Origin of the sequence: Pseudofrankia sp. EUN1h, assembly GCF_001854645.1 — a bacterium.
GTDB classification, from domain to species: domain Bacteria; phylum Actinomycetota; class Actinomycetes; order Frankiales; family Frankiaceae; genus Pseudofrankia; species Pseudofrankia saprophytica.
Genome location: NZ_MBLN01000002.1, coordinates 22,974 through 48,272, shown reverse-complemented (window position 1 = coordinate 48,272; position 25,299 = coordinate 22,974). Strand labels below are relative to the sequence as shown.

Here is a 25,299-nt window from a genome sequence, read left to right as displayed (position 1 = left end):
AAGCACCAGCCGTAGCAGGCAGTGGGTCGGTGTACCGCGTTGGTGGTACGCGGAGATGACGTCAGCGGGCGGGCGGGCGGGCGCGGCGAGCTACTGGCCGGACGGCACCGACCTACGTCCCGTCCTCACCCAGCCAGACGGCCGGCATCCGGTGGGTTCCAGCGGGAGATGATGTCGAGGGCGGGCGCGGTGGCGGTACCGCGCGGCTCGGCGACGAGGCCGGCGGACTCGGCGACCTCGGCCACGTCGTCGGCGGTCTTCACCGGACGGCCGGCCGCTTCGGTGAGCAGCAGCGCTCGGGTCAGCAGGCCCTTCGTCTGCTTGGCCTGGTAGCTGAGCGGGCGGCGAACCCAGCGCCCGTCGACGAGTTTCTCGGTCAGCGCGCGCACGGGCAGCGCGCCCGACCGGAGCGGTCCGGAAAGGGTGGGCACGGTCGCGTAGTCCGACGAGCGCAGGTCCACGACGAGGTGCTCACCGACGGCGGCCGGGGTGGATACGAGCAGGTCTGGCAGGACCAGGGCGAGCCTCGCGCGCCAGAAGGTCGCGAGCACCGTCGGTGTGGAGCGGCCGCCCAGTCCGGGGATGGCCGCCGCCATGCCGACACGGTGGTCGGGCACCGGCTCGGCCGCGCCAATCAGGCCGAACGCGCCGTTGGAGACGAACAGCGCGCGGTCGGCCGCGGCCCGCGCGGCGGGCGGAAGCGTCGCTGGGGCCAGCGCCTCGTAGAGCACGCCCACGAACCGGTCAAGTGCCGGCCTTGTCGGCGCGTCCAGGATCGCGGCGTTGGCGGCCAGTTCCATCTCGGCCCGCGAGGCCGGCAGCCGGAACGCGACGATCGCAGCCGCCGGGTCGTCGCGGCAGAAGGCGGCGACGGCCTGTGTCACCTCGGCACGGGCGGCCGCGAGCGGACCGTCGCCGAACCCGGCGACCCGCAGCGACGGCCCGTCGCCACCCTGGGTCTTCGCCTCGCTCGGCGGCAGCAGGATGCGCACCTGTCCGACCTCACTTCCCGCTATCTGGGTGTCCCGATACGGATCACCTTCTCCCGCCCCGTGGACTACCGGCGCGGCTGGTTCGAGGCGACCCGCAGACCGCTCCAGTAACCGGTGATGGCGGCCTTGAGCTCGCGAGTCACGGCGGGCCGGTCTCCAGGCGCCGCCGCGGCGATGACGGGCAGCACGCCGGCGAAGATCTGGAACGAGACGGTCGCGGCGAGGTGGCGTGCACCGAGAGCGAGATGCGGCGCGATCTCGCCGATCAGCACCTCGATCTGATCGCAGATCGACGCGTGCAGGGACCTGGTGGCCGTGGCCAGCTCCGGGGACAGACCGGCGCCCGCGAGCAGCGTGTTGGCCGCCGGGTGGGCGAGGTTGAACGCGACGACCGGGTCGACGACCCGCTCGACGAGTTCCGCCGTGGGCAGCGTGACGAGCTCGGGGCCGAGCAGGCCGGCACCGGCCGCGCCGAGGTGTTCGAGATAGCGCAGGGCGAGCGCCTCGACGATCGCCTGCTTGTTGGCGAAGTACTGGTACAGCGACCCGGGAGAGATGCCAGCCCGCGCCGCGATCAGGTTCGTCGTCACCGCGTCGTAGCCGACCTCGCTGATCGCGAGCTCGGCAGCGTCCAGGATCGACTCGGCGCGGCGGCGCCCGCGCTCCTGGCGCTTCGGGCCCGCCGCCGCCGCTGCCGCCGCCGGGTCACGTGTCGGTGTCACCGGCTCGCCCTCCTCGCGGCCAGGCCGCCAACGGGCCGCCACCATCATTGACGAACACGAGCAATCACTCGTATTCTGCGTTCGCCCTAATGCGAGCATTCGCTCGCATCTCGACGTCGTCAAGGAGCGTCACCATGACGAACGGCTCGACGGTACGTGGCCGGACCGCGATCGTGACCGGAGCGTCCAGCGGCATCGGCCGGGCGATCGCCGAACGGCTGGGAGCCGCCGGGGCCGCGGTCCACCTCGTCGGGCGGACCGCCGAACCGATGGCGGCGTCCGCCGCCCGCATCGAGGCCGCGGGGGGTTCGGCGTCCGCCACCGTCCTCGACGTCCGCGATCGCGACGCGTTCGAGGCGCTGGTCGCCCGGGTCGCCGACGAGGCGGGCCGGCTCGACGTGATGGTCAACAACGCCGGGATAGCCGGCAACCGCCCCATCCTCGCCGAGGACGCCGAAACCGCCCAGGAGATGCTCGACGTCAACGTGCTCGCGCTGCTGGTCGGCTGCCGCGCCGCCGTCGCCGCGATGCGCCGCACCGGCAGTGGCGGACACATCGTCAACATCTCTTCCACCGCGGTACTGCGCCCCGATTTCGGCGTCTATGGCGCCACCAAAGCCGCCGTCAGCTACCTGAGCGAGGGTCTTCGCCAGGAGCTCGAAGGCGACGACATCCGCGTCACCTCCCTGCTTCCCGGCGTCGTCGCGACCAACGCCGTCCGCAACTTCACCCCCGAGGTCATCGCCGGCATCGGAGCACTGGCCGGCGCCGCCCTGGACGTCGTGCCAGGCCAGCGGCTCCCCGAAAGCGTCCTCGACGCCGCCCAGGCCGCGCTCGAAACCCACATCGCCCGGCCGGATGACATCGCCGACGCGGTCCTCTACGTCCTGGGCACCCCGCTACGCCTCAACATCCCCGAGATCGTGATCCGCCCGGCCCAGACCATGAGCGTCTGAACGCGCTGGACCTGGCTACGTCCGCCACCGCCGGCCGTGAAGGAACGTTGCACGCCACGAATCCGCGCCGAGTCGAAACAGATCACGGCCCGGATCTCCCACCGCCACCGGCTCCTCACCCAACGCTCAGCATCAGTCACAGTCGGACGCAGGGCCATCGCGATATGTATCTTTCTCGAGTTCTTCGCCGTTCTCKAAAGAATCACGCGATGGCCGTCCAACGTCACGGACCATCACACCGACAAGTCGCCGGACGATCACACTCCGTACATCATGTCCGTGGACTCCACCCGGCGCTCGACAGGGAGGGCCAACGGGATCCACAATGCGGGCCTACCTCGCGGGCTGTAGATCGGCAAGAGTCGCCGCCGCGTCGAGAGTCGCCAGGCCGAGAGCCCGCCGAGTCTCGTCATTGAGCGGAATGGTGCAGCGAGAGCTTGGGGGGCCGCCGTAGTGAAACCAATGATTCGCCTTCGGGGCGGTCGCCCGTGGTCGTGCACTTCTCCTTCCGACTGCCGACCGCCCGCTCATGGCTTCGCGGCTCCGCCGCACAACAGCGCATCCTGATGGGACGACAGTTGATGATCTATCACTTACAGAACCGGCGGGCCGCCGTCCTGGCGATCACTGCCGCATTGCTCGCGTTACCAGCGACACTGGCTGGGTGTGCCTCATCGGGTGCGCATGGATCCCAGACCGGCGCTTGCTCGACAAATGTTCCCGGGGTCACAGCCACATCCGTCAAGCTCGGGTTCATCTATCCTGACACCGGTCCCGCGGCACTCGTCGATGTGTTCAAGGGGGCTCGCGCCGGCGCCACGGCCCGCATTGACGAGCAGAATGACCGGGGAGGTGTCAACGGTCGTCGCATCGAACTCGCGTGGAGCGACGACCATTCCAACCCGGATGCGTTCCTGCTGGCCACGCACCATCTGGTCGACTCCGAGAAGGTCTTCGGTCTCGTCATAACATCCGTCGTCATGGACAAAGCGGCCGGCTGGCTCGCGCAGGAGAACGTCCCGATCACCGGAACGGCCACCAGTGCGATCTGGAGCAAATACCCCAACCTCTTTCACTTCGGGAACCTGTACAACTCCGGCGACACGTCCGTGTTCGGCGACTTCGTCAAGGCGCGCGGCGGCACCAAGGCCGTCATCGTCGTCGACCAGAAYCAGGAGGTCACCCTGGATCTTGCCTCGCACTTCGTGCCCAGCCTACAAAGTCGCGGAATCACGGTTGTCGCCTCGGTCTCCTACACCGCGGGAATCACCAGCCCGGACAGCGTCGCCGAACGAATCAAGGAGCTGGGCGCCGACACCATCATCGGCCTTGCCCAGACCGAACCCTTCATTGACGTCTACGCGGCGTCCAAGAGATCCGGAGTCAAGCTGAACGTCGCGCTGAACACCAGCGGCATCAGCCCTGAACTGCTCGCCCGGCGTGGCGGCGAGATGGCCGGTATGTCCRTCATGTCGACCATCGCCCCCCCGGGGTCCGCAGCCAGGAATGCCTATCAAGAGGCGATGACCACGTATACGCCCGAGGCGGTGGACCCGACCGAAGAACTCGCCATCGGTGGCTACGTCGCCGCCGACGACATGCTCCTGGGTCTGAAGCTCGCCGGCGCCTGCCCCACCCGCCAGACCTTCATCGACAGCCTCCGCGAGGTGGACAACTACTCGGCGGACGGCCTCATCGCCCCCGTCGACCACACGCGACCCAAGCAGCCGACGCTCTGCGAGGGCTTCATCACCGTCAACCAGGCCGGAACGGGCCTGGCGCCCGTGCCGCCCCCGRCCTCACTCGCCCGCGACGGCTACTGGTGCGGATCTGCCCTCAACTGACCCACCGCGACCCGCGTCCCCGTCCATAGCCMCGACGGTGCCGTCAAGCAGTTCCCCCGGGCGCGCAGGTCACCGCACCCGAATCGGCACGACAGCCGACATCTACGCCCACGTCTTCGACGACGTCCCACGCGGAACGGCCCGCAGCATGGACGGCATCCTTCGACGAGCCAGCGACATCCTCCGAAGCGCCGAGCGCCCCCCGCCTACGGATGCCCGGTACGGACCAGCTCCTGTTCGTCCTCGGGCCGGCCGCCGTCGGACGAGCCGGCGCCCGCCGCCACGGGGACAGCCTCGGCGGCCGGTTCCACAGAGAAATGTGGCGTGACTCGGTCGAGCCATTTCGGGAGGTACCAGTTGGCCCTGCCGAAGATGTTCATCAGCGCGGGTACGAGCATCGTCCTCAGGATGAACGCGTCGAGGAACACGGCCGACGCCAGACCGGTGCCAAAGATCTTGATCGGCCGGCCCGGGCTGAGGAGGAAACCGAGGAAGACGGCGATCATGATCAACGCCGCGGCGGTGATGATGCCACCGGTCTCGGCCTGACCGATCGTCACCGATCGCTTGTTGTCGCGGGTGTGCACCCATTCCTCGTGCATACGGCTGACGAGGAACACCTGGTAGTCCATTGACAGGCCGAACAGGATGGCGAACAGCATGACCGGCATCCAGGCGTCAATCGGTCCACCCGGTCCGGCGCCCATKCTGTCGGAGAGCCAGCCGTACTGGAAGATTGCCACAGCCAGACCGAACGAACCCCCCGCGGCCAGCAGGTTCATCACCGCGGCGGTGGCCGGGATGACCAGGCTGCGGAACGCGATGAGCAGCAGTATGAATGACAGGCCAACCACGACCGTGATGAACAGCGGCATCTTGCGCCCCAGCACGGTTGCGAAGTCCACATTGATGGCCGTGCCACCGTAGGTGTAGATGCGGTTGGCCGTACCGTCGTACAACGGCGGGAGAACGGTCGAGCGCAGGTGCCGGACCAGTGTGTAGGTCTTCTCCGACTGCGGCGACGTCGTCGTCTTGAACGTCACGAACGCGACGTCCTTGGTCAGCGGGCTCGTGCCCAGGCTGCCTGGGTCGACGCCCGGGACGGCCGCCAGAGCCTTCGACACGCGCTCCAGGTAAGCCGGTTCCGAGGCACCAGGGCCACTCACGACGGCTTCAAGGGCGGAGTTGTAACCAACGCCGAAGTCGGCGGAGATCAGGTCGTAGCCCGTGCGGGTGGTGGAATCCTTCGGATCGCTGCCCTGGTCGCTGGCGCCCAGCTGGAGCGACAAGAAGGGCAGAGCGATGACAATCATCACCGCGCCCGCGACGATCGCGACCGGAATGCGGTTTCGGGCGACGAACTGCGACCACCGAGCCCAGAGCCCCACCGGCTGGTCGTCGATGAACTGGCCCGCCCGCACGGCCGCCCGGTGCCGGCGGGGCAGCACCTTCAGTCCGAACAGGCTGAGCAGCGCGGGCAGCAAGGTGAGCGAAGCGATCATGGTAAACCCGACCGCGAGCGCAGTTGCCACTGCCATGCCGTTGAAGAAGCTCACTCCGAGAGCGATGAGGCCAAGGATGGCGATGCACACGGTCGAGCCGGCGAATAGCACCGCGCGACCGGAGGTGTTGATCGCGCTGACGATGGACTCGGTGACGGGCATTCCGCGCCGCAGGTTCCGGCGATGCCGGGTGACGATGAATAGCGCGTAGTCCACACCGACGCCGATCACCATCAACTCCGCCAGGTAYGGAGTGATATTGGACACGTTGATGGCGTGGGTAAGGATGTAGATGACGCCAAGGCCACTGACGAGCGCGGCCACCGCGCTGGCCAGCGGCAGCACCGTCGCGGCGACGGTACGAAACACGATCGCCAGGATGATGAGCGCGGCGAGGAACCCGATGAGCACCGAGCTGCCCGAGCCACTGCTCTGCCCAATGCCCTGGAAGGCGTCACCGGTGAACTCGACCTGCAGCTGGTCGCTGTTCAGGGTCTTCAGGTCGTCATAGACGTTCTTGAACAGGGCGGCGTCGTAGTGATCATTTTCCCAGGTGACGGTGACCAGAGCCGTGGTGGAGCCGCGGGAGCTGTTGAGCAACGTCGGGTTTCCCGGACCTGCCGCGCCACTCTTCGAGCAGTCGATCGACTGCCACGGCGTCGCGATCAAAGCCACGTGATTGCCCGAGCCGCACAGCTTGACCAGAGCCGGTTGCAGCTGAGAGGGCGCCGCGGTGAACGCTCCGGCCCTGTCCTTGAGCACGACCGTGCCCGCCGCGCCGTTCTGGTTGTTCAGGCCCGCGTCCTTCAGCAGGTTCGCGACCGACGCGGTCTCCGTGTGCGGAAGGCTGAACGTGTCCTTGTAGGATGCCCCACCCATCGCGCCGGCGATGGCCTGCACCGCGATGACAAAGACAACCCAACCGACGACCACAAACCACCGGCGCCGGACAGCGAACTCCGCGATCCCTTTCAACAGCACTCCTGCTCAGCGTCTGGCAACCGGCGAACGTCAGGCAGCGACGGCCGGTTCTGAATCAATCGCAGTCTCACACACGCTCTCAGCCCACTGAAGTCTGGAACGGCAGAAGTGACAAGCATCCCGTCGGCCGCTGGACGCTCCGCCCACGCACCTTCATCCAATGTGGTCCGCGACACACCATGGCCTGGCGGCTGACGACGATGCCCGACCCGGCTGCACGCTCTGGCAGCCGTCACGGACGGTGACCGCACGCCGGCCCACGCGCGCCAGGAAAACCTCGACCGAATTCGATATCGAATCAAATGCGGTACAAACCGCGAACCACATAGCTGGTCAGGCGTGTGGCTGCGTAAGGATGGCTCCGTGAACGAACAGCCTGTATTCGTCGATCCGTGGTGGGACCTCCGCGGAGGCGGACCTACCGAGCATCGGCAGCGTGAAGCCATGGCGAAGGAGCTTCGCGAGGAGGTCGCCGCCGGCCACCCGCTACATCGCCAGTCTTTCCAGGTCATTGCCCGCTCAGACGCCGCGGACGACATCGCCATCGAGTTGGCAACCGGCGGTTGGGCCCTGGTGCATCTCACCTGGCAACGCCCCGACAGACCTCCTTGGCCCTCGACCACCATCTACGACACCAGCAGCGCTCTCGAAGAAGCCCTCCGTTGGAGGTACTCGCCATCCTCGGGCAGGCCGCCGGTGAGCATTCTCGGGCGCCTCGGGCGCGTGTTGGAGCGTGATCTCACCGACGAACATGGCTGATGGGCAGGGCGATGCCACGTAGCACGGTGTCGCGAGCGAGTTCGCGTGCGCCTTTGGTGCCCAGCTCATGAACGATGTTTTCGGGGGTCCATAGGAGCGAGAACACCGACCGGGCACGCAGGTCGGTCGGCCAGTCCGCCAGCTTGAACTGACCCGCGTCGTCACCGGCCGCGAGCAGGAGCCTGACCTGCTTGAGCATCGCRGGGAACKACAGTGACAGCTGTACCGTCGACGGYGGTGCCTGCTGGAGGGACAGGGCCTGAATCCGGTGCTCCTCGTGGAAACGGTCGAGGACGTTGATGGCGAACCACAGCAGGCTGTCCAGCTTTTCGATTGGTGATGCCGCCGTGCGCATGACCTGGTTCCATCCGTTGGCTACGGAGGAGGCATATGATCGCATGATCGTTCCGAGCAGCTCTTCTTTGGAGTCGAAGACGCGGTACAGGGCCGCCGAACCCAGTCCCGCGGCGGCGGCGACGTCGCGCATCGTGGTCGCGTCGAAGCCGCGTTTCGCGAACTCGGAGCGGGCCGCACGGCGAATGAGTGCCTCCCGGCCAGCCGGTTCGGACTCCGTGGCTTCCCATTCCTCGATGAATCGTTCCGCCGTCCGGTGCGCCGCACTGTCTGTTGAGAATTCGCCGTCACGCGGGTCGACGGCGAGCCCATCGAGGATGATTCGACACTTCAGTTCTGGAACCCGACGGCCGTCCCGTGTCCTGTGGTAGACGCCGATGCCGACGTGGAGCATGCTCTGGCAGACGCGGTCGGCCAACATCTCGGCGTCCAGGTTCGCCCGAATATAGCCCCGGTCCTGGGCGGAGCGCAGAGTCCTCGACATCGCGGACTGAATGGGCAGCGGGGTGCGGCCTGTTGCCTCTCGTAGCTCCGGACGTGCGCTCGCGGGGGGTTCGAAATAGCTGAGGAGGAGCGCGGCGCGATGCCGGATGGCGCAGTGCGCAATCGCGGTGGAGAGGGTGATGATCGCTTCGTCGGGCTCCTGCTCGCCCGATTCTCCGTCGAGCGCCTCGGCCGCGATCCGGGCGAGATCCTCGTGGAAGCGCTCGAGCAGCTCGACGATTATTGCCTCTTTGGAGTCGAAGTGGTGGTAGAGACTTCCGGGAAGGATCCCGCAGGCGTCCGCGATGGTCTTGAGTGATGCGCGGACACCTGACTCCGCGAAGATCTTCGCCGCGGCGTCGAGGATCGCGTCCTTCCGCGATTCATTGCTCACCGAGTGCCCCTCCGACGACTTCCTCCTACTTCAATCTATTACGGTACCTGACACCGCGGCACCTGCTGCCCATCGTTGACGTGTGGTCGCTCGCCTCGGCCAGGCAGCCGACCCGCATCCCATGCCAGAGCGGTAGGTCGGCACCGTCCGTTCCGATGGCAGAGCATCGTGACCCTTGCATCAATGAAGGCCTCGTAGAGGAGCACGGGCAACGGCGGGCGAAGATGGCTGGCCTTACGGATCGGCCCGGAGAACCGGGTAAGGCGAGCACCAGGCTCCTGAGCCGTTGCGACCGAATCGGCACGTTGAACGGCGGGTACACGAGATATCCGACGACGAAGAGCGAGCCGGCGGATGCCGTTCCGCCCATGGCCCCGACCTCACCCGGCCAAGAAATACTCGCGCCGCCAGCCAGTCGATGCCGACCCCAGTCAAGATGTAGCTGGTACTACCAGCTAGGAGGACAGCGTCGACTTCGCGAAGGGCTCGAGGTGAAACCATCACCAGGATGTCGGGAAGTGTGGGAGGTCCAGCCGGCACCACCTCTCCTGTCGACGTCTAAACCGCGCTCGTCTTCCTTGAAGGATGTAGGTCCGACCTAAAGTCGTCGGCCGCCGCTGGACCTGGCGCGGTACGTCACAACGGCTGGAAGTCGACGTGGATGGCGTCCAACCCGCGGAACACGAAGGTCGGCAGGTACTGGAACCGGCGGGCGCCGGCCGGGCCGTGCTCGGCCTCGGACAGTCTGATGTCCGCCATCCGGTCGAGCACCCGCTCCAGGGTGACCCTGGTCTCCGCGCGGGCCAGTGGCTGGCCGATGCAGCTGTGCGCGCCGCGCCCGAACGCGACCTGCTCGCGCACGTTGTTCCGGTCGAGGGAGAATCGGTCCGGTTCCTCGAACCGCCGCGGGTCCCGGTTCGACGCGCCGGGCAGGAGCATGATCGTCGCTCCGGCGGGGACGTCGACTCCAGCCAGCCGGGTGCGCCGCCGCGCCATCCTGAAGTGGCTCTTGATCGGGCTTTCCAGCCGGAGCATTTCCTCGACGAAGACCGGGATCAGGTCGCGCTGCTCGCGCAGCAGCCGCTGCACGTCGGGGTGCTCCGCCAGGTGGCGCATCGCGAAGGCCATCAGCCGGACGGTCGTCTCCTGGCCGGCCGCGAAGACGAAGGACGCCTCCCGGGCGAGGACGGCCACATCGGGTCGTGACCCGTCGGAGAAACGCGCCGTGGCGAGGTGCGTCAGGATGTCGTCACGCGGGTTCTTCCGGYGGTCCTCCACGTAGTCCGCGAAGGCACCCTCGATGAACGCCAGGGGGTTGTCGACGAGCGCCTCCGGACTCTCTGTCACCACCGAGATCGAGGTCCTCTCGAAGCCCTTCCTGAACCGGGCCATGTCCTGTTCGGGMACGCCGAGCAGGTCTGCGATGACGAGTCCCGCGAACGGCCCGGCGTAGTCCCGTACGAACTCGCACCGACCACGGGAGACGAAGCGGTCCAGTTGGACGTCGGCCAGCCGCCACATGAAGGCCTCGTTCTCCCGCAGGCGCCGCGGCGTGAACAGACCGGCCAGCAGGCCGCGGTAGGCGCTGTGCCGTGGCGGGTCCATGGTGACCATGAACTCGTGCATGGGCATCTGCTCACGGGACTGCTCGATCAGCTCTCCCGCGTCGTCGCCGTCCGGCATGGCGGGTAGGCCGGGAAAGGGGCCGGTCGGCGAGTTGCAGGAGGAGAACAGCTCCGCGTCCCGGTACACCTCCATCGCCTCGTCGTGGCCGGTGACGACGACGACCCCGTGGTTCGGCTCGAGCCACACCGGCCCCTTCTCGGTACGGAGGAACTCGAAGTAGGGGTACGGATCGTCGACGATCGACGGGTCCGAGAAGAAGTCGACGCCCTCGAAAGGGGAGGCCGGCGCGCCTCTCATTTGTCTMTCCTCTCCTGGCGGGCGACTGGCCCGCGACAGTGCGCCTGCGGGGTGACCGCGAGCACCTGGCACCTTGCGCCCGATGGACTCGATGAGCCGGGCGCGTCGCATATGGATGGGTCCGGCGGGCTGGTCCCGGCGACGTGTTCGCCGTCACCGGCACCCGCGACGGGTAGAGATTCGTGGGGGTGTCAGGCGTCCTGCTCGCTCTGGCCGGACGGCACCGTCAGAGGCTTCAGGCGGACGGGATGGTCACGAAGTGCGCCGGGCCGCGGGACGCCCATCGCCCTGCCAGTCACCGCCCGGTAGAGCCGGGTCGGCATCAGCCGGCTGGCCAGGAGCACCATGCGCGCGTCGGTGCCCACGGCGCGGCGGGCGAGTGGCGCACTTTCCTCCAGCGCTCGCGCCAACGCCCGCGCGAAACGCTCGGGTGGTTTCGCCAGGCGCATCATCCGAGGCCCGCACTGGTCCAGCGCGGCGTGGTGCACCGCGTAGGGACCGTCGGTGTCAGCGTAGGTGCGGGTCTTCTCGAGGATGTCGGTCCTGAAGGTTCCGGTCACCAGAATGGTGACGCCGATGCCGAAGGGAGCCACCTCCCCCGCGAGAGCCTCCGCCCACCGTTCGGACGCGCCCTTGGCCGCCGAGTAGGCACTGATCGTCGGGATTCCCCGAACGCCGCCCACGCTGGACACGACGACGATCCGTCCGCGCCCCGCGGTCCGCATGGCAGGCAGCAGCGCCTGGGTGAGCCGCACCGGCCCGAAGAGATTGGTCGTGAAGGTCTGGAGCCACACGTCCGCCGGTGTCTCCTCGACACACCCCGCGCACGCGACGCCCGCGTTGTGTACGACGGCGTCCGGGGCGCCCACCGCGTTCTCGATCGCCCGGCCGGCGGCCATGATGGACCCCGGGTCATCCAGGTCCAGCCGCACGCAGGTCAGACGCGGGTCGTCCTCGTCGGCGCCGGTGGCCTCCCGCAGTCGCGCGAGTCCGGCGTCGGGTGACCGCATGGCGGCGACGACGTGCCATCCCCGCCGGTGAAGGTAGGTGGCCGACGCCAGCCCCAGACCTCGCGAGGCGCCCGTGACGACGACACTGCGCGCTTCAGACACCACGACCTCCCCACCGTGGCCACCCATCGCGGCCGGACCCACCGGCGCTGTCAGCCGAGGGCATGGCGAGGCAGCGACCCGAAGGGGACGTGCGGTCATGCTCTCTCCTCAAGTCGGCCTTAGATTCTCGGACGGCGGCCGCAGGTGCGCGCGGGCGTCGGTTGCCTGTCTCGGAGTCAGGATCCGGTAGGCCGCGGCCGTCGTCGCATCATGGAGCAGGTAAGCACCCAGCTCGTCCCAGGCGCTGTCCACGTCGTCGGCGACGAAGACCGCGGTGGGCGCGGCACGGTCCGGGAACTGCGCGATCCCGGGCTCGCGGCCATGCGCGCGGCACTCCGCCGTGTACAGCTCGCGTAGCCCAGGTCGGTCCGTGCGGTGGATGTCGTACCGGTCCGGGTCGGGGAATCGCGCCGGCATGCTGACGGCGGCGCTCAGTCCTGGCCGAAGCGGTCGACGAGGTGCGAGTTCACGCCGTCCGGATCCAGCCGGCGAGCGACGAGGTAGCCGGCCCCCATCCAGCCGCGGCGGGTCCACTTGCCGAACGACAGACGGGTCCCCGGGGCGCCGGACGCCGCGGGCACCATCTTGACCCGCTCGAGGGCCTCCTTGACGCCGCGTGGGCTCAGCGGATGGGCATCGGCGAACGCGTGCAGCAGCACGGTGGCGAGGTCGCGGTTGACCACCGGCACGCACCACTCCGGCCGCCGGCCATAGGCGGCCGCGTACTGGTCGAGGAAACGCTGGCCGACGAGGTTTCCCTCGTCGTACTGGTCGAGGCCGGTCCAGCCGAGGATCGCCTGCCACATGACGTCGTTGATCCAGGCGTTCTGGAATGCGGTCCCCATGAAGCGGGGCGGATCCCAGTCGAGCGCCGTCAGCGCCGGATTGATGAAGACGACACCGAAGCCGAAGCCGCAGTGCACGAGCGCTTCCGCCTTCGCCTCATGGATCTTGCGGATTCCCGCCTGGACGTCCTGGGCGGTCTGAGCGGTCCACTCCTCGGCAACGATGCGGATACCCGCCGCGGCGCAGGCCTTGCGGAAGTTCCTGATGTAGGACTCGCCGACCAATGACTGCTCGATGAGGCAGCCCACCGCGGTGTGGCCGCCCTTCGCAAGCAGGTGAGCCCAGAAGATCGGCTCGTCGGTCAGTGAGCCCTGCGGAAGCGAGAACGTCCACTCGCCCAACCAGTCGTCCGTCCCGGTCACACTGATCGCCGGCACGTGGAAACGCTGCTCGATCGCCTCCCGGGTCGGAACGCAGTTGTCGGTGATGGCGGGGCCGAAGACCGCCAGACATCCCTCGTCGACGAGCTCGCCATAGGCGTCGATCACCGCCTTGACGGAGCCCTTCGGCAGGCCCTCCACCTCCCGGAACACGATCTCCACCGGCCGGTCGATGAGCCCCTGCCTGCGGCCTTCCTCGAAGACCAGCTCGAAGGTCTGCGTCAGGTCGTCCCGCCGCTCCCGCGGGTAGCCGTCCGGAAGGCGGAAGTCGAACAGGTAGCCAAGCTTGATCGGCTCCGCGCTGCTCTCGTACGACACCGGTCCTCCTTCGCTGACGCGCAGGCGGCTGGCGCGTGCGCTCGTCGTCTGGTTGTTCGTCGCGCGATGCGGGGGGCGGCCCACCCTGATCTGTCGGCTGGTTCGTCAGGCCCGTTGGACGCGGGACCGCGCCGCGCGGCGAACGGGCTGGTGCCTCGACCGAGTTACCAAATATTAGTTCTCATCGGATGGTGTGTCCATGGCCGCCGTGGCGGCTCTCACGGAGCGCCGGGCCCGGCGAGACAGCCACGCCCCGTGACGCGCGTCGCCGCCACCCGTCGACCGCGACATCCCTCGACCGTCACCCTTCGCCCCTCTTTGCGCGAGCGAGTTCGCCACCGGTTGACAAGCGGTCGCCGTCACCGGGCCGGGCCTGCTAGCCTTCGGACCAAATTTTCGGTCCAACGAACGGAGCTCGGAATGTCGTGGCCGACGCGGATCCCGCAAACATGCTGATCATCAACGACACGGCGAACCGGGACGAGCGGGCGCTCGACGGCCCCGACCGGATCGACCTCCACCGTCCGGTGAACCATCACCGGAGCTCCGGCAAGGGCCCGTACTTACACGTCGGCGTGACGCTGGCCTGGATCAAGGGGCGCGTCTCGCTCGGGGAGGTCATGACGCACTGGCACGAATGGGAGACCGACAACGAGAGGGCCCGCACCGCGGGCACGTCGAGCGACCGGGGCCGGGCCGCGCTGCCCGCCCGGCTGGGCTGAGGGGCGACGTGGGCGCGCTCATCATGCTCGGCACACTGTTCGCCCTCGTCGCGCTCATCTACTTCGTGGTGCTGCGCTTCGACCCCGAAATGCGGCGCCCGCCGACGTCAGGGCATGACCGGTGAACGACGGGCTGACGCCGGCGCTCGTGTTCGGCCAGGTGTTCGCCTACGCCGGCGGCGCGGCGTTCCTCGCGATCGGCACCTACCTCACCGTCCGCCGCCGGCGCCTGCACCCGCTCCTGCTCCTGTGCGTCTCCGCGATCTCGTTCTCCTGGATCGAGGCGCCGTATGACTGGGCGATGTACGCGCAGTTCGCACCCGCCTTGCCGCGCATGCCTTCGTGGTGGCCGCTGAACATGACGTGGGGCGGGCTGCCAGCGTCGGTGCCCTTGGGCTACATCGAGTACTTCGTGCTGCCCGCGCTCATCGGGGTGGCGGTCGAGCGGCGGCTGCGCGCGCGGTTCGGGTGGCGACGACCGGTCGGCCTCCTCACCGTCGGGYTCGTCGTCGGCTACATCTGGGCCCTGCTCTTCAACGGCGTCTTCGGTGTCCGCGCCGGCGTCTTCTACTACGGCCGCGTCATCCCAGGTCTCGCGATGTTCGCGGGGACCAAGCACCAGTACCCCCTGTACGACGCCCTCGCGATGGGCGTGCAGATGATGGTCTTCACCTACCTCCTCGGCCGGACCGACGCCGAAGGCCGCACGATCATCGACACCTGGGCCCAGCGGAGGACGAAGACCCGCGCCCGCGCGGTCACGTTGTCCGCCGTCTCCGTAGTTCTGCTCGGCAACCTGCTGTATGGCGCGGTGTTCGCACCCCACCTCGTCACCAAGCTGAACGGCGACGTGACCGAGGGACCGACGACCGAGCTCTTCCCCGGCGTGTTGAACCAGCCCCTGCACGGCGGAGCAGGAGGCGGGCGGCCTGCCACCTGCTCGGGATCGGGAGCGGTCTGTGCCGGAAGCACTCGCGCCCAGGCCGCGAGACCACGTGCCTCGGCGGCGACGTCGGTGGGCGCGGAGGCGTCGTCCGCCTCGAAGTACCTGCGTGGCGTACAGCCGAGATAGGACCTCCTTCGCTCCGAAGCACGGGCGGCGTTTCCACGAATGCGCTCCGGAAAATAATCAACTCCAGTCTCGACAGCGAGCCTGATTGCCTTCTCTACGAATTCCGCGGCAGCTTCCGTTTCACCAATAGATTCGAGGTAGGCGGACGCCGTCCGCTCCAGCCTGCCGGCTGACCTACCCGGTTGGCCACACCAGTATCTGTGGATTCGGGCGGCGTGACACAGCGTGTATCGCCCTCGCGGCCAAGGGATTACGAGGGCCTCGACCTGTGCTCCGCCGATGTCCGTGGATGTCCGCCGATGCTGGTCATGGGCTCGACTTCATCCGCCCTGCTCCACCGCTGTCCACAGCCGTCCGCGCGCTTGGCTGACGTCCTGCCTTCCAGCCAAGCCAGTCGTGAACATTGCGTGGCCCGGTTCGAAGGCCGGTTGGCAGGGAGCATCGGGAACGGGCTCCCTTAGCCGCCACAGCCAGATCTTGCCGGCAAGGCTGCCGGCGGCGAGGGTGTAGCCGTCCGGCGAGAACGCCACCGACAGCACGGAGTCGGTGGAGAGCAAGCCCCGCGGGACTTCCGCGGGGCAGCACTGGTCGATCTTTCTCGTCGACCTCATGAAGGACTTCCACACCGGACCACCCGAGACGCCGCCCGGTTCGCGAGGCGGCTCCCTTCTTCGAATCCGGGGTCCCGGTCCTTTGACCAGGAGAAACGAGACGACCTCAGCCACCGGTGAGGCGGGAACGTCTTAGCAGCCCGTCTGGCGGTCGGAGGGCAGTAGTCAGATCCCCGCTATTCGGTAGATATTCCACTTAGATCCCGCTAAGCTCGCCCGGCGGGGGCCCGGGACGACATGGCCACGGCCGGCGAGCCTTCTCCTGGATCCAGTGCGTCACATCGAGGAGCTCCGGATTTTCGGCAAGCCGTGGTTGTGGGTCCTGTGGTGTTCGCGACCCTCGGCCACGTCGGCCCACCGGACTCGCTCCCGCCTCCGTTTACCGCATCAACCACGAGCGAAGAGGGGTCCAATGAGATTCAGGCGACTGGCGGCCGTCGGGGTGGCACTGGYGACTGCCTTCGGGGCGTCGATGCTGGCCGCTGCTCCTGCGTCGGCCGACGGATACTGCGGCAAGGTCCTGACGGGTGGCTGGTCCGAGGTGAGGAAGAACGCTGACGGGTCGCCGTGGCATCCGATGTATCCAATGTCCTGGGATGGCAGGGTCGACACGGCAGCAGAGGTCGTCCTGTGGGCCAAGAGGTCCGGAGACGGCGCCGACCTCCTGATCCAGTTCCGCAACCTCCGGGCGAACAGCAAGACCGGCGTGATCGGCAAGGTTGGCAGGAGCCAGGACGCGCAAGATCTCGGGATCACCGGCACCATCGGTGCGGCGCCCAACGGCGCCTGGTGCTCGAGTGTCGTCCACGCCCCCAGTTCGACCGGGACCTACATCTACTCGTCCCTCCTCTACTACGTGAACGGTGTGCCCTTCGGCGCCGGCCTCGATGGACTCATCAGGGTCTACTACGCCTGATCGCTCGCTCGGAGGAGCCGCGCGCGTTCATCACGGGGACGGCCGCTGACCAGTTCGGAGCGCGCGCCCCGTGTCAGCGTCCGCCGAGCTGATCCGAATCGGACGCCCGCCAGCGCTGCCGGCGGGCGTCCGTCCGTTTCCGCTCAGGCAGGGCCCGGATCCATCTGTCCGAGGGTCCCAAGCCTGAAAGCACCCGGCCTCACGCCGCCACCACCTACCTCGACGCCACGCACACCGACATCCCTGCACCCCCACGTTGAAACGGAAACTGGCCGGGCCCGGCCCGGCCCGGCCGGGCAGCGCCGCTGTCATCCAGGCTGACCGGGCACGGTGCCCTGCGGCCCGCCCAGCCGTGACGGGAGCGCCTGGATCACAGGGCCTGGAACTGGTCGGCCCGGTCGTTGTCGCTGTTACCGACGTACGACGACTGGCTGTGAGCCGTCATCGTCCACCCCCGTAGTTGATGTTTTCGTAGAAACAGGGTGCTGCTGCACCGCGGGCGGGCCAGGCGGCGCGCGCAGGACCAGGTCATCGGTGTGGTGCGCGGCGGCGCCGCCGTCGGGTACGCGGCGCGCGGATCGGTCAGCTACGTGGCCCCCTGCGTGGGTTCGGGCTTACCGGCCGCCGGGCCGCCGAGCGTTCGAACGATGCGCGCGATCTCGGCGCGAGCCGGTGAGTCGGGCAGCCAGCGTGCCTCGTAGTCGATGGCGATCGGCGTGCCGTCCAGCACCACCGACCGGACCGGAACGCTGTCTGTCACCTTGCTGCCTGGCAGCAGCGCGGAGCCCAGGCCGAGGGTGACCCAGTCCTGGACGACGCGACAGTCGTCGGCCTTCCCCGGGTAGCAGGGCAACGGGATGCCGGCTGCGGCGAACAGCTCGCGGGTGAAGGGCGCCAGGCCGCAGCTGTCCGTCGGCAGGATCAGCGGCACCCTTGTGGTCTCTCGCAGCTCGATCGCCCCGCCGGCGTCTCGGTCCGCGCCACCACCGGCGGTGGGCAGGAACACGATCGGCACCCGGGCCACCGTGGCTCGCGCGGCCTCGGGCGCGGCCAGGTTCGGCGGGCTGACCGCGGGCACCAGGACCAGGTCGAGCGCGGAGTCGGCGAGCTCGCGGTGCAGCTGCGCCATCGGGGCCGCCCGCAGTACCAGCTCCGTCCCGGCGACCTCGACGGCGCGGCCCAGCAGGTCGCGGTCCACCAGCGTCGACACGCCGACCCGCAGCGGCCGGGGTCCCTCCACCGCGGCCAGCCGGGCCTCCGCCCGGACGGCATCCAGCGCCTGGACCGCGGCGTCGACCAGCGGCAGCATCCGCTTCCCGAACGAGGTCAGGCTCGTGCCACGGGTGGTTCGGTCGAACAGCCGGCCACCGAGCGTCCGTTCCAGCGCGGCGATCCCGTTGGACAACGCCGGCTGGGTGACCGCGCAGGCCCGCGCGGCGGCGCTGAACGACCCCTCCCGGACGACCGCCCTGGCGTACCTCAGGTGCGCCAGGTTCACGACTGCTCATTCATGGCTGTTATGGCTCCATTCCGAGGTCGCGGCTACCGGCCCAGGCCGACGGAGCCTAGCTTCATTGCTGGCCAGCCGATATCTCGACGCTGGCACAGGGGTCCGGTCCAGCGTAGGTCCGGGCGTCGTCGAAGAAAACCATTACCTATGGCTTGGGAGCCGTCATGACCTCGTACGACATCCTCGTGGCCGCCGAGCATCGGTTGGTCGAGCTGATCGGGTCGTTCACTCGCGACGAGCTCGCCCGTCCCACCCCGTGCGCAGGCTGGGACGTTCGTGCCCTCGTCAGCCACACACTCGCCGGCATCGAGATCTTCGCCTCCACGGTGGACGGCGGCCCAGCACCGACCGCCGAGATGATGTTCTCCGGCACCGACCTGCTCGGCGACGACCCGGCCGGCGCGGCGAAGCGGGCCGTTACCCGATCGCAGGCCGCGTGGGCCGACCTGGCCGACCCGGAACGCGAGCTGACCACGATCCTCGGCCCGCTGCCAGCCGGTGAGATGCTCGCGATCAGCGCGTTCGCGACCGTCGTGCACGCCTGGGACCTCACGCTCGCCACCAACCGACCGGTTCGCGAACTGCCAGGCGACCTGCTCGCGCACGCCGACGACGTCGCCCGCCGGTACGTCCCGACGCTGCGCGCCGGCGACGACCACAGCCTGTTCCAGCCGGAGATCCCGGCCCCCGCGGACGCGAACCCTACGCAGCGACTGATGGCGTTCCTCGGCCGCGACCCGCTCTCCGACGCCGCTCGGTGACCGACGGCAAGCCGACGCGGTCAACCAGCGCGACTGCCGCGGTGCTCGTGGCGGTCTCAGCAGGGCGTAGGTGCTACGCACGTGCGCCGTCCCGGCGCGGGTGCCACCACAACAACGGCGCGATGAACACGACGGGCAGGGCGCAGGCTGTGCTCACCTGGCGGAAGGTGAGATCGCCGGTGGACAGGTAGTACAGCGTGGCCACCCAGTCGACCAGCTGGACGAAGATCATCGTGTTGATCCAGGCGACGTGGCGGCGTGGCGCCCGCGATGCGACGAACATGCCGGCTGCGTAGCCGAGGAACCGTGCCGCCAGCATCACGTTGAGCCAGTGCGCCCAGGCGGGCGCGTCTGGTGTCAGGCCGAACAGGTGCCGCGCGATCGACGGCACCAGCAGGAAGAGCGCCCCGAAGCCGAGCTGCGAGGCGCCGATGACGAGGAGGCTGACACGCAACGGCGTGCTGGCTGTGTCGGTTCGTTCGAGCATGGTCGTCACTGTCATGGGCGGGACCGTACGGACGACCCAGACTGGGTTGTCAAATAGTGAAGCAGTATCAGAAAATGAACCAATGGCGCTGACAAGGCAGGACGCTGCGGCGGCCAGCTGTGAGGACGAGACCTGTCCGATCGCCCGAGCCGTCCGGGTGCTCGACGGCAAGTGGACCATGCTGATCATCCGGGACCTGCTCGGTGGGGTTCGACGGTTCTCCGAGCTGCGGGCCTCGCTGGTTGGCATCAGTCCGAAGACGCTCACAGACCGCCTCCGAGAGCTGGAGGGCGGCGGTCTGGTGACACGCACGGTCTACGCCGAGATCCCGCCGCGGGTGGAGTACCGGCTGACCGAGACCGGCCGACGGCTGGGGCCCGTCGTGGACGCGCTCGCCGTCTGGGGTGCCGGCCTCGCTGACGGCCCACGCGAGGCCGCGGGCACAGTCGGGACCAGAACGTCGGCGCACACATCCGCAGCCGGGCCGCAGGTCTGAATGTGGCCGTTCGGCCACGGGCGGATCCCCTCCGTGCCACCCGGGTCGACCGACAACACGGACTTGGCAACGCTTCGTATGCCGGGCTGTCCCGGTTGCCGTCGGTTTAATGTCGTTCGTCCCGTGAAATGGGACCGCCATGGTTCATGGACCAGAGTGGGTCGACGCGGCACCGGTGGAGCGGTTCAGCCTTCCCGCCAGCGCGCGGTCGCCGGGCCAGGCGAGGGTTCGCCTCGGCCCGGTCCTGCGCCGGCTGGGGGTCGATGACGAGCTGGCCGACCTGGTCCTTCTGCTGACCAGCGAGCTGGTCACCAACGCCGTGCTGCACGGCCATGGTGAGCCCGTGGTGGAGGTGCGCGCGACGGTGGCGACGCTGTGGGTAGGAGTTGAGGACCCGGACAGCCGGTTGCCGCGGGTGCAGCAGGTCGACAGCGGCGCGCTGGGCGGGCGAGGGCTGCACCTGGTGGACAGCCTGGCCCGTGACTGGGGCGCGGAGCCGATCGCCGGGGATGGCAAGACGGTCTGGTTCCACCTGGCGCGATCAGGCTAGGCCGTCGGTGGGAGTCCTCATCGGAGGGTTCTGACTGGCCCCGGCCGGAAAGATCAATCGGTGAGACGAATCGATTGCTGACGGCGGGTGATATCGGTGCGGGATGGGGAGAGCCGCATGCTCGGCGTGCTGCTGGACCTGGGCCGGCTGGCGGCCCTCGAGCAGCTGCCGGACATGATGGCCGAGCACGCCGCGGCCGTGGGGCTGGACCGGCTTGGGATCTACGTGTCGGACCTGCGTGGCGAGGTGCTGCGGGAACTGACCGGCCGTGGGCTGGACGCCGGTGAGGGTGGGGAGCGGTTCCGGGTCGACGGCACGCTACCCGGGCGGGCGTTCCGGGATGTCCGGACGCTGACCGGCGCGCCCGTCGGCGACACGGGGGCCGTGGTCCACTGGGCGCCCATTCTGGACGGGACCGAACGGCTTGGCGTGCTGCGCGCCGGACTGAGACCCGGTGACACCGACGCAGAGCGGGCGCTGCGTGACCTGGCGGCGCTCACAGGCCTGCTCCTGGTCAGCAAGCGGGGGGTCAGTGACTCCTATGCCCGGCTGGTACGCACACGGCCGATGACGGTCGCCGCGGAGATGCAGTGGCAGCTGATGCCGCAGACGTCGTTCGCCACTCGGGATGTCGTCGTCGGTGCCGCGATGGAGCCGGCGTACGAGTTCGGCGGTGACGCGTTCGACTACGCCGTGGCCGGGGATGTCCTGCACCTGGCCGTGTTCGACGCGATGGGTCACGACACCACCGCGGGGCTTGCCGCCAACCTGGCGGTCGCCGCGTGCCGCAGCCACCGCCGGGCGGGCGCCGATCTCGTCACGATCAGCCGGGAGATCGAACGGGTCCTGCTCGACCAATTCGACGCCACCAGCTACGTCACCGGGATCATCGCCGACCTCGACACCACCACCGGGCTGCTGACGTGGATCAACCACGGCCACCACCCGCCGGTGGTCGTGCGCGGCGGCCGGTGGATCAGCGAGCTGCTCTGCCCGGCCGCGCACCCGCTGGGCACCGATCTCGGCCTGCCCGCGACCCTGTGCCGGGAGCACCTCGAGCCCGGCGACCGGCTGCTGCTCTACACCGACGGCGTCACCGAGGCGCGCGACGCGTCCGGCCGCGAGTTCGGGCTCGGCCGGTTCGTGGACTTCGTCGTGCGCCATCACGCCGATGGTCTCGTGGTCTCCGAGACCCTGCGCCGACTGATGCGGGCGCTGCTCGACCACCACCACGGCCGGCTTCAGGACGACGCGACCGTGGTGTTCGTCGAGTGGCCGGGAGGCCACGACCGCAACACCAGGATCTGATCCGAGCGGCCAGCGGCCCCTAGGACGGCGCATCACCCGCGCCGAGCCGTGTATCTGGCTCGTCTGGCGGACGCCGTTCGGTCGCCCTGGCGGCGGCCTGGGGATGAATCGGTCACGGCGGGGAGGCAACGCGGAGGCCTGGGGCTTGGCGGTTCTCGCGCTCCGACGGTTTGTCCGCATGTCCCGGGGCAGGGGGATGGGCGGATCCGGATGGGGGGAGACCCCTGATGGCTGGCACTGCGGCCGAGATGACGACGCGAAAACCGGTCACGGGTGACACCGGAGACTCTGATCGACGACGCTGCCGAGCTGAGGCGGCTTCGCGCCGTGCGACGGCTTCCGGTCGTGAAGGGGGCGGCTCCGGTCGGCGTCGTCAGTCTTGGCGATCTGGCGGTCGAGGGCGATGAGGAGTCGGTGCTCGGCCAGGTCAGTGCGATGCCCGGCAACCGCTGACTACCAGGTCGCCCTGGTATGTCCAACCTAAGGGCGGCCGCCACGGGAGGACCTGATGGGTTTCAATCCCTTGCAGGAGAAGGGCATTTCGCTCGACGACCAGGTGCGGAACTGGTCCGAGCTGAACGTCGAGCCGTATGACAAGGCCGACGTCGACCCGTACACCCGGTGCCGGGTGATCGCCATGAACGGCCTCGAAGTGGAGGCTGTGTTCTTCAGCCACCAGTTCAACCGGCACATCGACGTGCCCGAGGTGAAGGCGGCGCTGGCCGAGACCCGGGCGATCGAGCAGCAGCAGCAGAAGGCGGTGAACTGGCTGATTCCGGGCGAGGAGACCACGCTGGAGGTGACGCTCGGCTACGAGCAGGAGGCCGTGGACCTGACGGCGTGGTTGGCCCGCTCCGAGCCGGACCCCTATCTGAAGCAGACCTACGACTTCGGCCTGCTGGAGGACTTCGACCACCTGTACCGGTACGCCAACCTCTACGAGCTGCTGGAGGGCAAGCAGGCCGAGGGCGTGGTGCGCCGGCTCACCGAGGTCATGCCGGGCCGGCCGACGGCGAACGAGCACCGGGATCCGCGGGACAACATCCGCAAGCACTACGACAAGCACACGGCGGATCCGCGCAGCCGGCTGCACGCGTTGACGATCACGGCGGCCGAGCAGCAGACGATGAACTTCTACATGACGATCGGCAACMGGTACATGGAGCCGTTGGCCCGTGGCCTCTATGCCGAGATCGGCATGGTCGAGGAGGAGCACGTCACGCAGTACGAGTCGATGCTGGACCCGGCTGAGAGCTGGTTCGAGCAGCTGGCCCTGCACGAGTACAACGAGTGCTACATGTACTACTCCTTCGCCGCGCAGGAGACGCATCCTCGGATCCGCGACCTGTGGAACCTGCATCTGGGGATGGAGATCGAGCAGCTGCGGGTCGCCTGCGAGCTGATGAAGCGCTACGACGGACGGGATCCGGCCGAGGTGCTGCCGGTCGAGCTGCCCGAGCCGGTGGTGTTCGAACCGAACAAGGCCTATGTCCGCGACGTCCTGGCGACCCAGATCGACCTGACCAGTCTCGGGACCGGTTACGTGATGGATTCGCACAAGCGCTTCCAGGAGCGTCTCGCGACGGTCAACACGGGCGGTGTGCCCAGCGAGCAGGTCATCGACGAGCATCGCGCTGGTTTTGGGACGGACTACCGGATCGAGACGGAAGGCCCGCACCCGGTCGAACGGCTGCGCGGCGACGCCTTCACCCGCTCCCGCTGACAGGCCGCTTCCATTCACTGGCGACGCGTTTGCCCGCCCGCCAGGCGCAACCGCCCCCCCGGGCGGGCGGACACGTCGGACATCCAGCTCCCGAGAGGACTGAGCAGCCATGCCGATCACCGCCGTCCGCCCTGAGACCGGAGCCACCATCAGGCCAGGACCGATGGTCACCGTCCTTCCGGAACGGGAGGTCGCCGAGGACCGCTACACCGACTTCGCCGCGGACAGCGGCCTGAACGGACCATTCCTGGCCGACCAGCTGTCCGCGTTCGTCACCCACGAACGGATGGGCATCAACCTCGTGCGCACCCTGCATGCCCGGTCCGACAACCCGGCCCTGCGCGCGCGCTACGCGGATCTCGAGGGAGAGACACTGCGCGCCGTCGGCGTCTGGGAGACGCTGATCGGTCAGCTGGGCGGGAGCCACCAGTACGCCAGCCCCGCCGGCCGGGCGACCGAGAGCCTCGACACCAAGGCGATCGAGGCGCTGCTGCTCAGCGGATCGGCCGACCCGCTCACCTTCGAGCAGGCCGGACTGCAGGCCTACCTGAGCGCAGCGCAGCTATGCGCCGCGAACGTGGACCTGCTCCAGGAACTGACTCGCGAGGCGGACGACGGCCAGGCCCGCGCCGTGATGAGCGACGCCGTCGCCGCCTTGGCTCCGGTGGTTCGTGAACACGTCGACTGGGCCACGCGGACGCTGACCCGGACCGCCATCACCCAGGCCAAGCATCCGTTCACCCAGAAGATCGCCCGGGCCGCCGAGCGGGCGACCGACAAGGTCCGGACGGCCTTCGGCGGCTCCCAGGACTGAGAGTCCCCGGCCGCACGGCCATCACGTGTTTCCTCCTTCTCGAGTTCTTGGTCGTTCTCGAAAAGGATCACGCGATGGCCGTCCGCGGTCTTCCGCCGGATTGGCTGCAAACCTGGCTGCCCGAAGCGCTCGGGCTCACCATGTCGCCAGTTATCATGGTCACGATGCTCCCGTTACGGTTCAGCAGCAGTACGGGCAAGGCTGTTTAGCAGGTTGCGCGACGTCGGGCAGGGACTTGCCGCATGGTTGGTAGTCGATGATGGAAGGCAGAAGATCTGTTGACGGAATATCCGGTGGCGCGTCAGCATGATCCTCGGGACCCCTGGTCCGTATACCACTTCTCACAATCGAATCCCAAGGGCGCTGGTCAGGGTGACATAAGCGCCCTGCTCCGGCGGGTCGCTGACTCGATTGATGCACTGGGCGAGGTTGACGTTCAGGACCTGATGATGCATACCGAGGTCACGGCCGACGGCGACTGGCACTCGATCACGGTCTATTACGAACGCGCCGACGAAGACCGCGGCGCTGAACCTACGGATTAAGTCCCCGCCGGCCGGCGCACGCCGTGCGCTGATCGTAGGGCCGACCACACATCGCGGCCGCCMGGTCGGGAGATCGTCCAGGGTGATCCGCGGAGGTCGGCAGTCGTCCGCCATACCTGGTCACGGTCCTGCCCACGTCCGCCGGCGGCGCTCATCCGTCGGTGCCCGCGGGCTTGGCTGTACCAGCCGATCGTCCAGGAGCCTCACAGAAGCTGGGA

General features: G+C 68.5%; 24 protein-coding genes and 1 pseudogene. 14 read left to right on the top strand and 11 right to left on the bottom strand.

The window, feature by feature from the left end:
- Nucleotides 1-125 precede the first annotated feature (125 nt).
- Both yaaA and BCD49_RS00800 read right to left on the bottom strand, forming a co-directional pair.
- A complete protein-coding gene (yaaA, locus tag BCD49_RS00805) occupies nt 126-992 on the bottom strand; it encodes a peroxide stress protein YaaA (protein ID WP_007508837.1) in 867 nt (288 codons plus the stop codon).
- A gap of 65 nt (nt 993-1,057) precedes the next feature.
- Nucleotides 1,058-1,714, bottom strand: coding sequence for a TetR/AcrR family transcriptional regulator (locus tag BCD49_RS00800; RefSeq protein ID WP_007508835.1), 657 nt, complete (start codon nt 1,712-1,714; stop codon nt 1,058-1,060).
- Between the two features lie 134 nt (nt 1,715-1,848).
- Here BCD49_RS00800 and BCD49_RS00795 point away from each other — a divergent pair, with 134 nt between their 5' ends.
- Nucleotides 1,849-2,670: an SDR family oxidoreductase gene (locus tag BCD49_RS00795; RefSeq protein WP_007508833.1), complete on the top strand. Its 822-nt coding sequence runs from the start codon at nt 1,849-1,851 to the stop codon at nt 2,668-2,670.
- A 488-nt stretch (nt 2,671-3,158) separates the two neighbouring features.
- Complete coding sequence (locus tag BCD49_RS00790; RefSeq protein ID WP_083401175.1) at nt 3,159-4,514, top strand: ABC transporter substrate-binding protein; 1,356 nt, start codon at nt 3,159-3,161, stop codon at nt 4,512-4,514.
- Between the two features lie 206 nt (nt 4,515-4,720).
- On the opposite strand, the gene BCD49_RS00785 is transcribed toward BCD49_RS00790, so the two are convergent.
- Nucleotides 4,721-6,991: an MMPL family transporter gene (locus tag BCD49_RS00785; protein ID WP_071041084.1), complete on the bottom strand. Its 2,271-nt coding sequence runs from the start codon at nt 6,989-6,991 to the stop codon at nt 4,721-4,723.
- Nucleotides 6,992-7,360: 369 nt separating this feature from the next.
- Between BCD49_RS00785 and BCD49_RS40095 the strand changes: the two genes are divergently transcribed.
- Nucleotides 7,361-7,756 carry a hypothetical protein gene (locus BCD49_RS40095; protein ID WP_198535932.1) on the top strand — a complete coding sequence of 132 codons (396 nt, stop codon included), beginning with the start codon at nt 7,361-7,363 and terminating at the stop codon, nt 7,754-7,756.
- Here the strand turns inward: BCD49_RS40095 and BCD49_RS00780 are convergent.
- The 5 genes from BCD49_RS00780 to BCD49_RS00760 all read right to left on the bottom strand — a co-directional run bounded on the left by BCD49_RS00780 (nt 7,737) and on the right by BCD49_RS00760 (nt 13,566).
- Nucleotides 7,737-8,987 carry a TetR/AcrR family transcriptional regulator gene (locus BCD49_RS00780; RefSeq protein WP_071041002.1) on the bottom strand — a complete coding sequence of 417 codons (1,251 nt, stop codon included), beginning with the start codon at nt 8,985-8,987 and terminating at the stop codon, nt 7,737-7,739. The two genes, BCD49_RS40095 and BCD49_RS00780, sit on opposite strands and share 20 nt — an antisense overlap.
- Nucleotides 8,988-9,623: 636 nt before the next feature.
- A complete protein-coding gene (locus tag BCD49_RS00775) occupies nt 9,624-10,910 on the bottom strand; it encodes a cytochrome P450 (RefSeq protein ID WP_071041000.1) in 1,287 nt (428 codons plus the stop codon).
- A 191-nt stretch (nt 10,911-11,101) separates the two neighbouring features.
- Nucleotides 11,102-12,022 carry an SDR family NAD(P)-dependent oxidoreductase gene (locus BCD49_RS00770; RefSeq protein WP_232793902.1) on the bottom strand — a complete coding sequence of 307 codons (921 nt, stop codon included), beginning with the start codon at nt 12,020-12,022 and terminating at the stop codon, nt 11,102-11,104.
- A 108-nt stretch (nt 12,023-12,130) separates the two neighbouring features.
- Nucleotides 12,131-12,439, bottom strand: a complete 309-nt coding sequence (locus tag BCD49_RS43920; RefSeq protein ID WP_007508822.1) for a hypothetical protein — start codon at nt 12,437-12,439, stop codon at nt 12,131-12,133.
- A gap of 14 nt (nt 12,440-12,453) precedes the next feature.
- Nucleotides 12,454-13,566, bottom strand: a complete 1,113-nt coding sequence (locus BCD49_RS00760; RefSeq protein WP_007508820.1) for an ABC transporter substrate-binding protein — start codon at nt 13,564-13,566, stop codon at nt 12,454-12,456.
- Nucleotides 13,567-14,015: 449 nt separating this feature from the next.
- Here BCD49_RS00760 and BCD49_RS00755 point away from each other — a divergent pair, with 449 nt between their 5' ends.
- Together BCD49_RS00755 and BCD49_RS00750 are read left to right on the top strand one after the other, a co-directional pair.
- Nucleotides 14,016-14,288 (top strand): hypothetical protein, encoded by a 273-nt coding sequence (locus BCD49_RS00755; RefSeq protein WP_007508817.1) that lies wholly within the window; start codon nt 14,016-14,018, stop codon nt 14,286-14,288.
- Nucleotides 14,289-14,409: 121 nt separating this feature from the next.
- A pseudogene (locus BCD49_RS00750) lies at nt 14,410-15,189 on the top strand (spirocyclase AveC family protein); the annotation flags it as partial.
- A gap of 491 nt (nt 15,190-15,680) precedes the next feature.
- Here BCD49_RS00750 and BCD49_RS00745 read toward each other — a convergent pair.
- Nucleotides 15,681-15,971: a hypothetical protein gene (locus tag BCD49_RS00745; protein WP_007508811.1), complete on the bottom strand. Its 291-nt coding sequence runs from the start codon at nt 15,969-15,971 to the stop codon at nt 15,681-15,683.
- A gap of 412 nt (nt 15,972-16,383) precedes the next feature.
- On the opposite strand from BCD49_RS00745, the gene BCD49_RS00740 reads away from it, so the two are divergent.
- Nucleotides 16,384-16,887, top strand: a complete 504-nt coding sequence (locus BCD49_RS00740; RefSeq protein ID WP_071040999.1) for a hypothetical protein — start codon at nt 16,384-16,386, stop codon at nt 16,885-16,887.
- 586 nt (nt 16,888-17,473) lie between these two features.
- Here BCD49_RS00740 and BCD49_RS00735 read toward each other — a convergent pair.
- Nucleotides 17,474-18,385, bottom strand: coding sequence for a LysR family transcriptional regulator (locus tag BCD49_RS00735; RefSeq protein WP_007508808.1), 912 nt, complete (start codon nt 18,383-18,385; stop codon nt 17,474-17,476).
- A gap of 176 nt (nt 18,386-18,561) precedes the next feature.
- Between BCD49_RS00735 and BCD49_RS00730 the strand changes: the two genes are divergently transcribed.
- Nucleotides 18,562-19,158 (top strand): TIGR03086 family metal-binding protein, encoded by a 597-nt coding sequence (locus BCD49_RS00730; RefSeq protein ID WP_007508805.1) that lies wholly within the window; start codon nt 18,562-18,564, stop codon nt 19,156-19,158.
- 73 nt (nt 19,159-19,231) lie between these two features.
- Here the strand turns inward: BCD49_RS00730 and BCD49_RS00725 are convergent, their stop codons facing one another.
- Nucleotides 19,232-19,660, bottom strand: coding sequence for a hypothetical protein (locus tag BCD49_RS00725; RefSeq protein WP_007508803.1), 429 nt, complete (start codon nt 19,658-19,660; stop codon nt 19,232-19,234).
- Nucleotides 19,661-19,727: 67 nt separating this feature from the next.
- On the opposite strand from BCD49_RS00725, the gene BCD49_RS00720 reads away from it, so the two are divergent.
- The 7 genes from BCD49_RS00720 (at nt 19,728) to BCD49_RS00690 (ending at nt 25,081) form a co-directional block, all read left to right on the top strand.
- Nucleotides 19,728-20,141 (top strand): winged helix-turn-helix transcriptional regulator, encoded by a 414-nt coding sequence (locus tag BCD49_RS00720; RefSeq protein ID WP_007508801.1) that lies wholly within the window; start codon nt 19,728-19,730, stop codon nt 20,139-20,141.
- A gap of 139 nt (nt 20,142-20,280) precedes the next feature.
- The gene (locus BCD49_RS00715; RefSeq protein WP_007508799.1) at nt 20,281-20,691 is read left to right on the top strand and encodes an ATP-binding protein; all 411 of its coding nucleotides are present in this window, start codon (nt 20,281-20,283) and stop codon (nt 20,689-20,691) included.
- Nucleotides 20,692-20,808: 117 nt separating this feature from the next.
- Nucleotides 20,809-21,999 carry a PP2C family protein-serine/threonine phosphatase gene (locus BCD49_RS00710; protein ID WP_007508796.1) on the top strand — a complete coding sequence of 397 codons (1,191 nt, stop codon included), beginning with the start codon at nt 20,809-20,811 and terminating at the stop codon, nt 21,997-21,999.
- Nucleotides 22,000-22,272: 273 nt separating this feature from the next.
- Nucleotides 22,273-22,452, top strand: a complete 180-nt coding sequence (locus tag BCD49_RS00705) for a CBS domain-containing protein (RefSeq protein ID WP_051466118.1) — start codon at nt 22,273-22,275, stop codon at nt 22,450-22,452.
- Between the two features lie 55 nt (nt 22,453-22,507).
- On the top strand, nt 22,508-23,722 hold the full coding sequence (locus BCD49_RS00700; RefSeq protein WP_007508794.1) for a hypothetical protein: 1,215 nt from the start codon (nt 22,508-22,510) through the stop codon (nt 23,720-23,722).
- Nucleotides 23,723-23,831: 109 nt separating this feature from the next.
- Complete coding sequence (locus BCD49_RS00695) at nt 23,832-24,536, top strand: hypothetical protein (protein ID WP_007508792.1); 705 nt, start codon at nt 23,832-23,834, stop codon at nt 24,534-24,536.
- Nucleotides 24,537-24,814: 278 nt separating this feature from the next.
- A complete protein-coding gene (locus tag BCD49_RS00690) occupies nt 24,815-25,081 on the top strand; it encodes a hypothetical protein (RefSeq protein ID WP_198535933.1) in 267 nt (88 codons plus the stop codon).
- The last annotated feature ends 218 nt before the right edge of the window (nt 25,082-25,299 follow it).

Bases quoted from the DNA above. Each gene is read 5' to 3' on its own strand.
- BCD49_RS00795 (WP_007508833.1), top strand. From the start codon at position 1,849: ATGACGAACGGCTCGACGGTACGTGGCCGGACCGCGATCGTGACCGGA.
- BCD49_RS43920 (WP_007508822.1), bottom strand. From the start codon at position 12,439: ATGCCGGCGCGATTCCCCGACCCGGACCGGTACGACATCCACCGCACG.
- BCD49_RS00755 (WP_007508817.1), top strand. From the start codon at position 14,016: ATGCTGATCATCAACGACACGGCGAACCGGGACGAGCGGGCGCTCGAC.
- BCD49_RS00745 (WP_007508811.1), bottom strand. From the start codon at position 15,971: ATGAGGTCGACGAGAAAGATCGACCAGTGCTGCCCCGCGGAAGTCCCG.
- BCD49_RS00730 (WP_007508805.1), top strand. From the start codon at position 18,562: ATGACCTCGTACGACATCCTCGTGGCCGCCGAGCATCGGTTGGTCGAG.
- BCD49_RS00725 (WP_007508803.1), bottom strand. From the start codon at position 19,660: ATGACAGTGACGACCATGCTCGAACGAACCGACACAGCCAGCACGCCG.
- BCD49_RS00720 (WP_007508801.1), top strand. From the start codon at position 19,728: ATGGCGCTGACAAGGCAGGACGCTGCGGCGGCCAGCTGTGAGGACGAG.
- BCD49_RS00715 (WP_007508799.1), top strand. From the start codon at position 20,281: ATGGTTCATGGACCAGAGTGGGTCGACGCGGCACCGGTGGAGCGGTTC.
- BCD49_RS00710 (WP_007508796.1), top strand. From the start codon at position 20,809: ATGCTCGGCGTGCTGCTGGACCTGGGCCGGCTGGCGGCCCTCGAGCAG.
- BCD49_RS00695 (WP_007508792.1), top strand. From the start codon at position 23,832: ATGCCGATCACCGCCGTCCGCCCTGAGACCGGAGCCACCATCAGGCCA.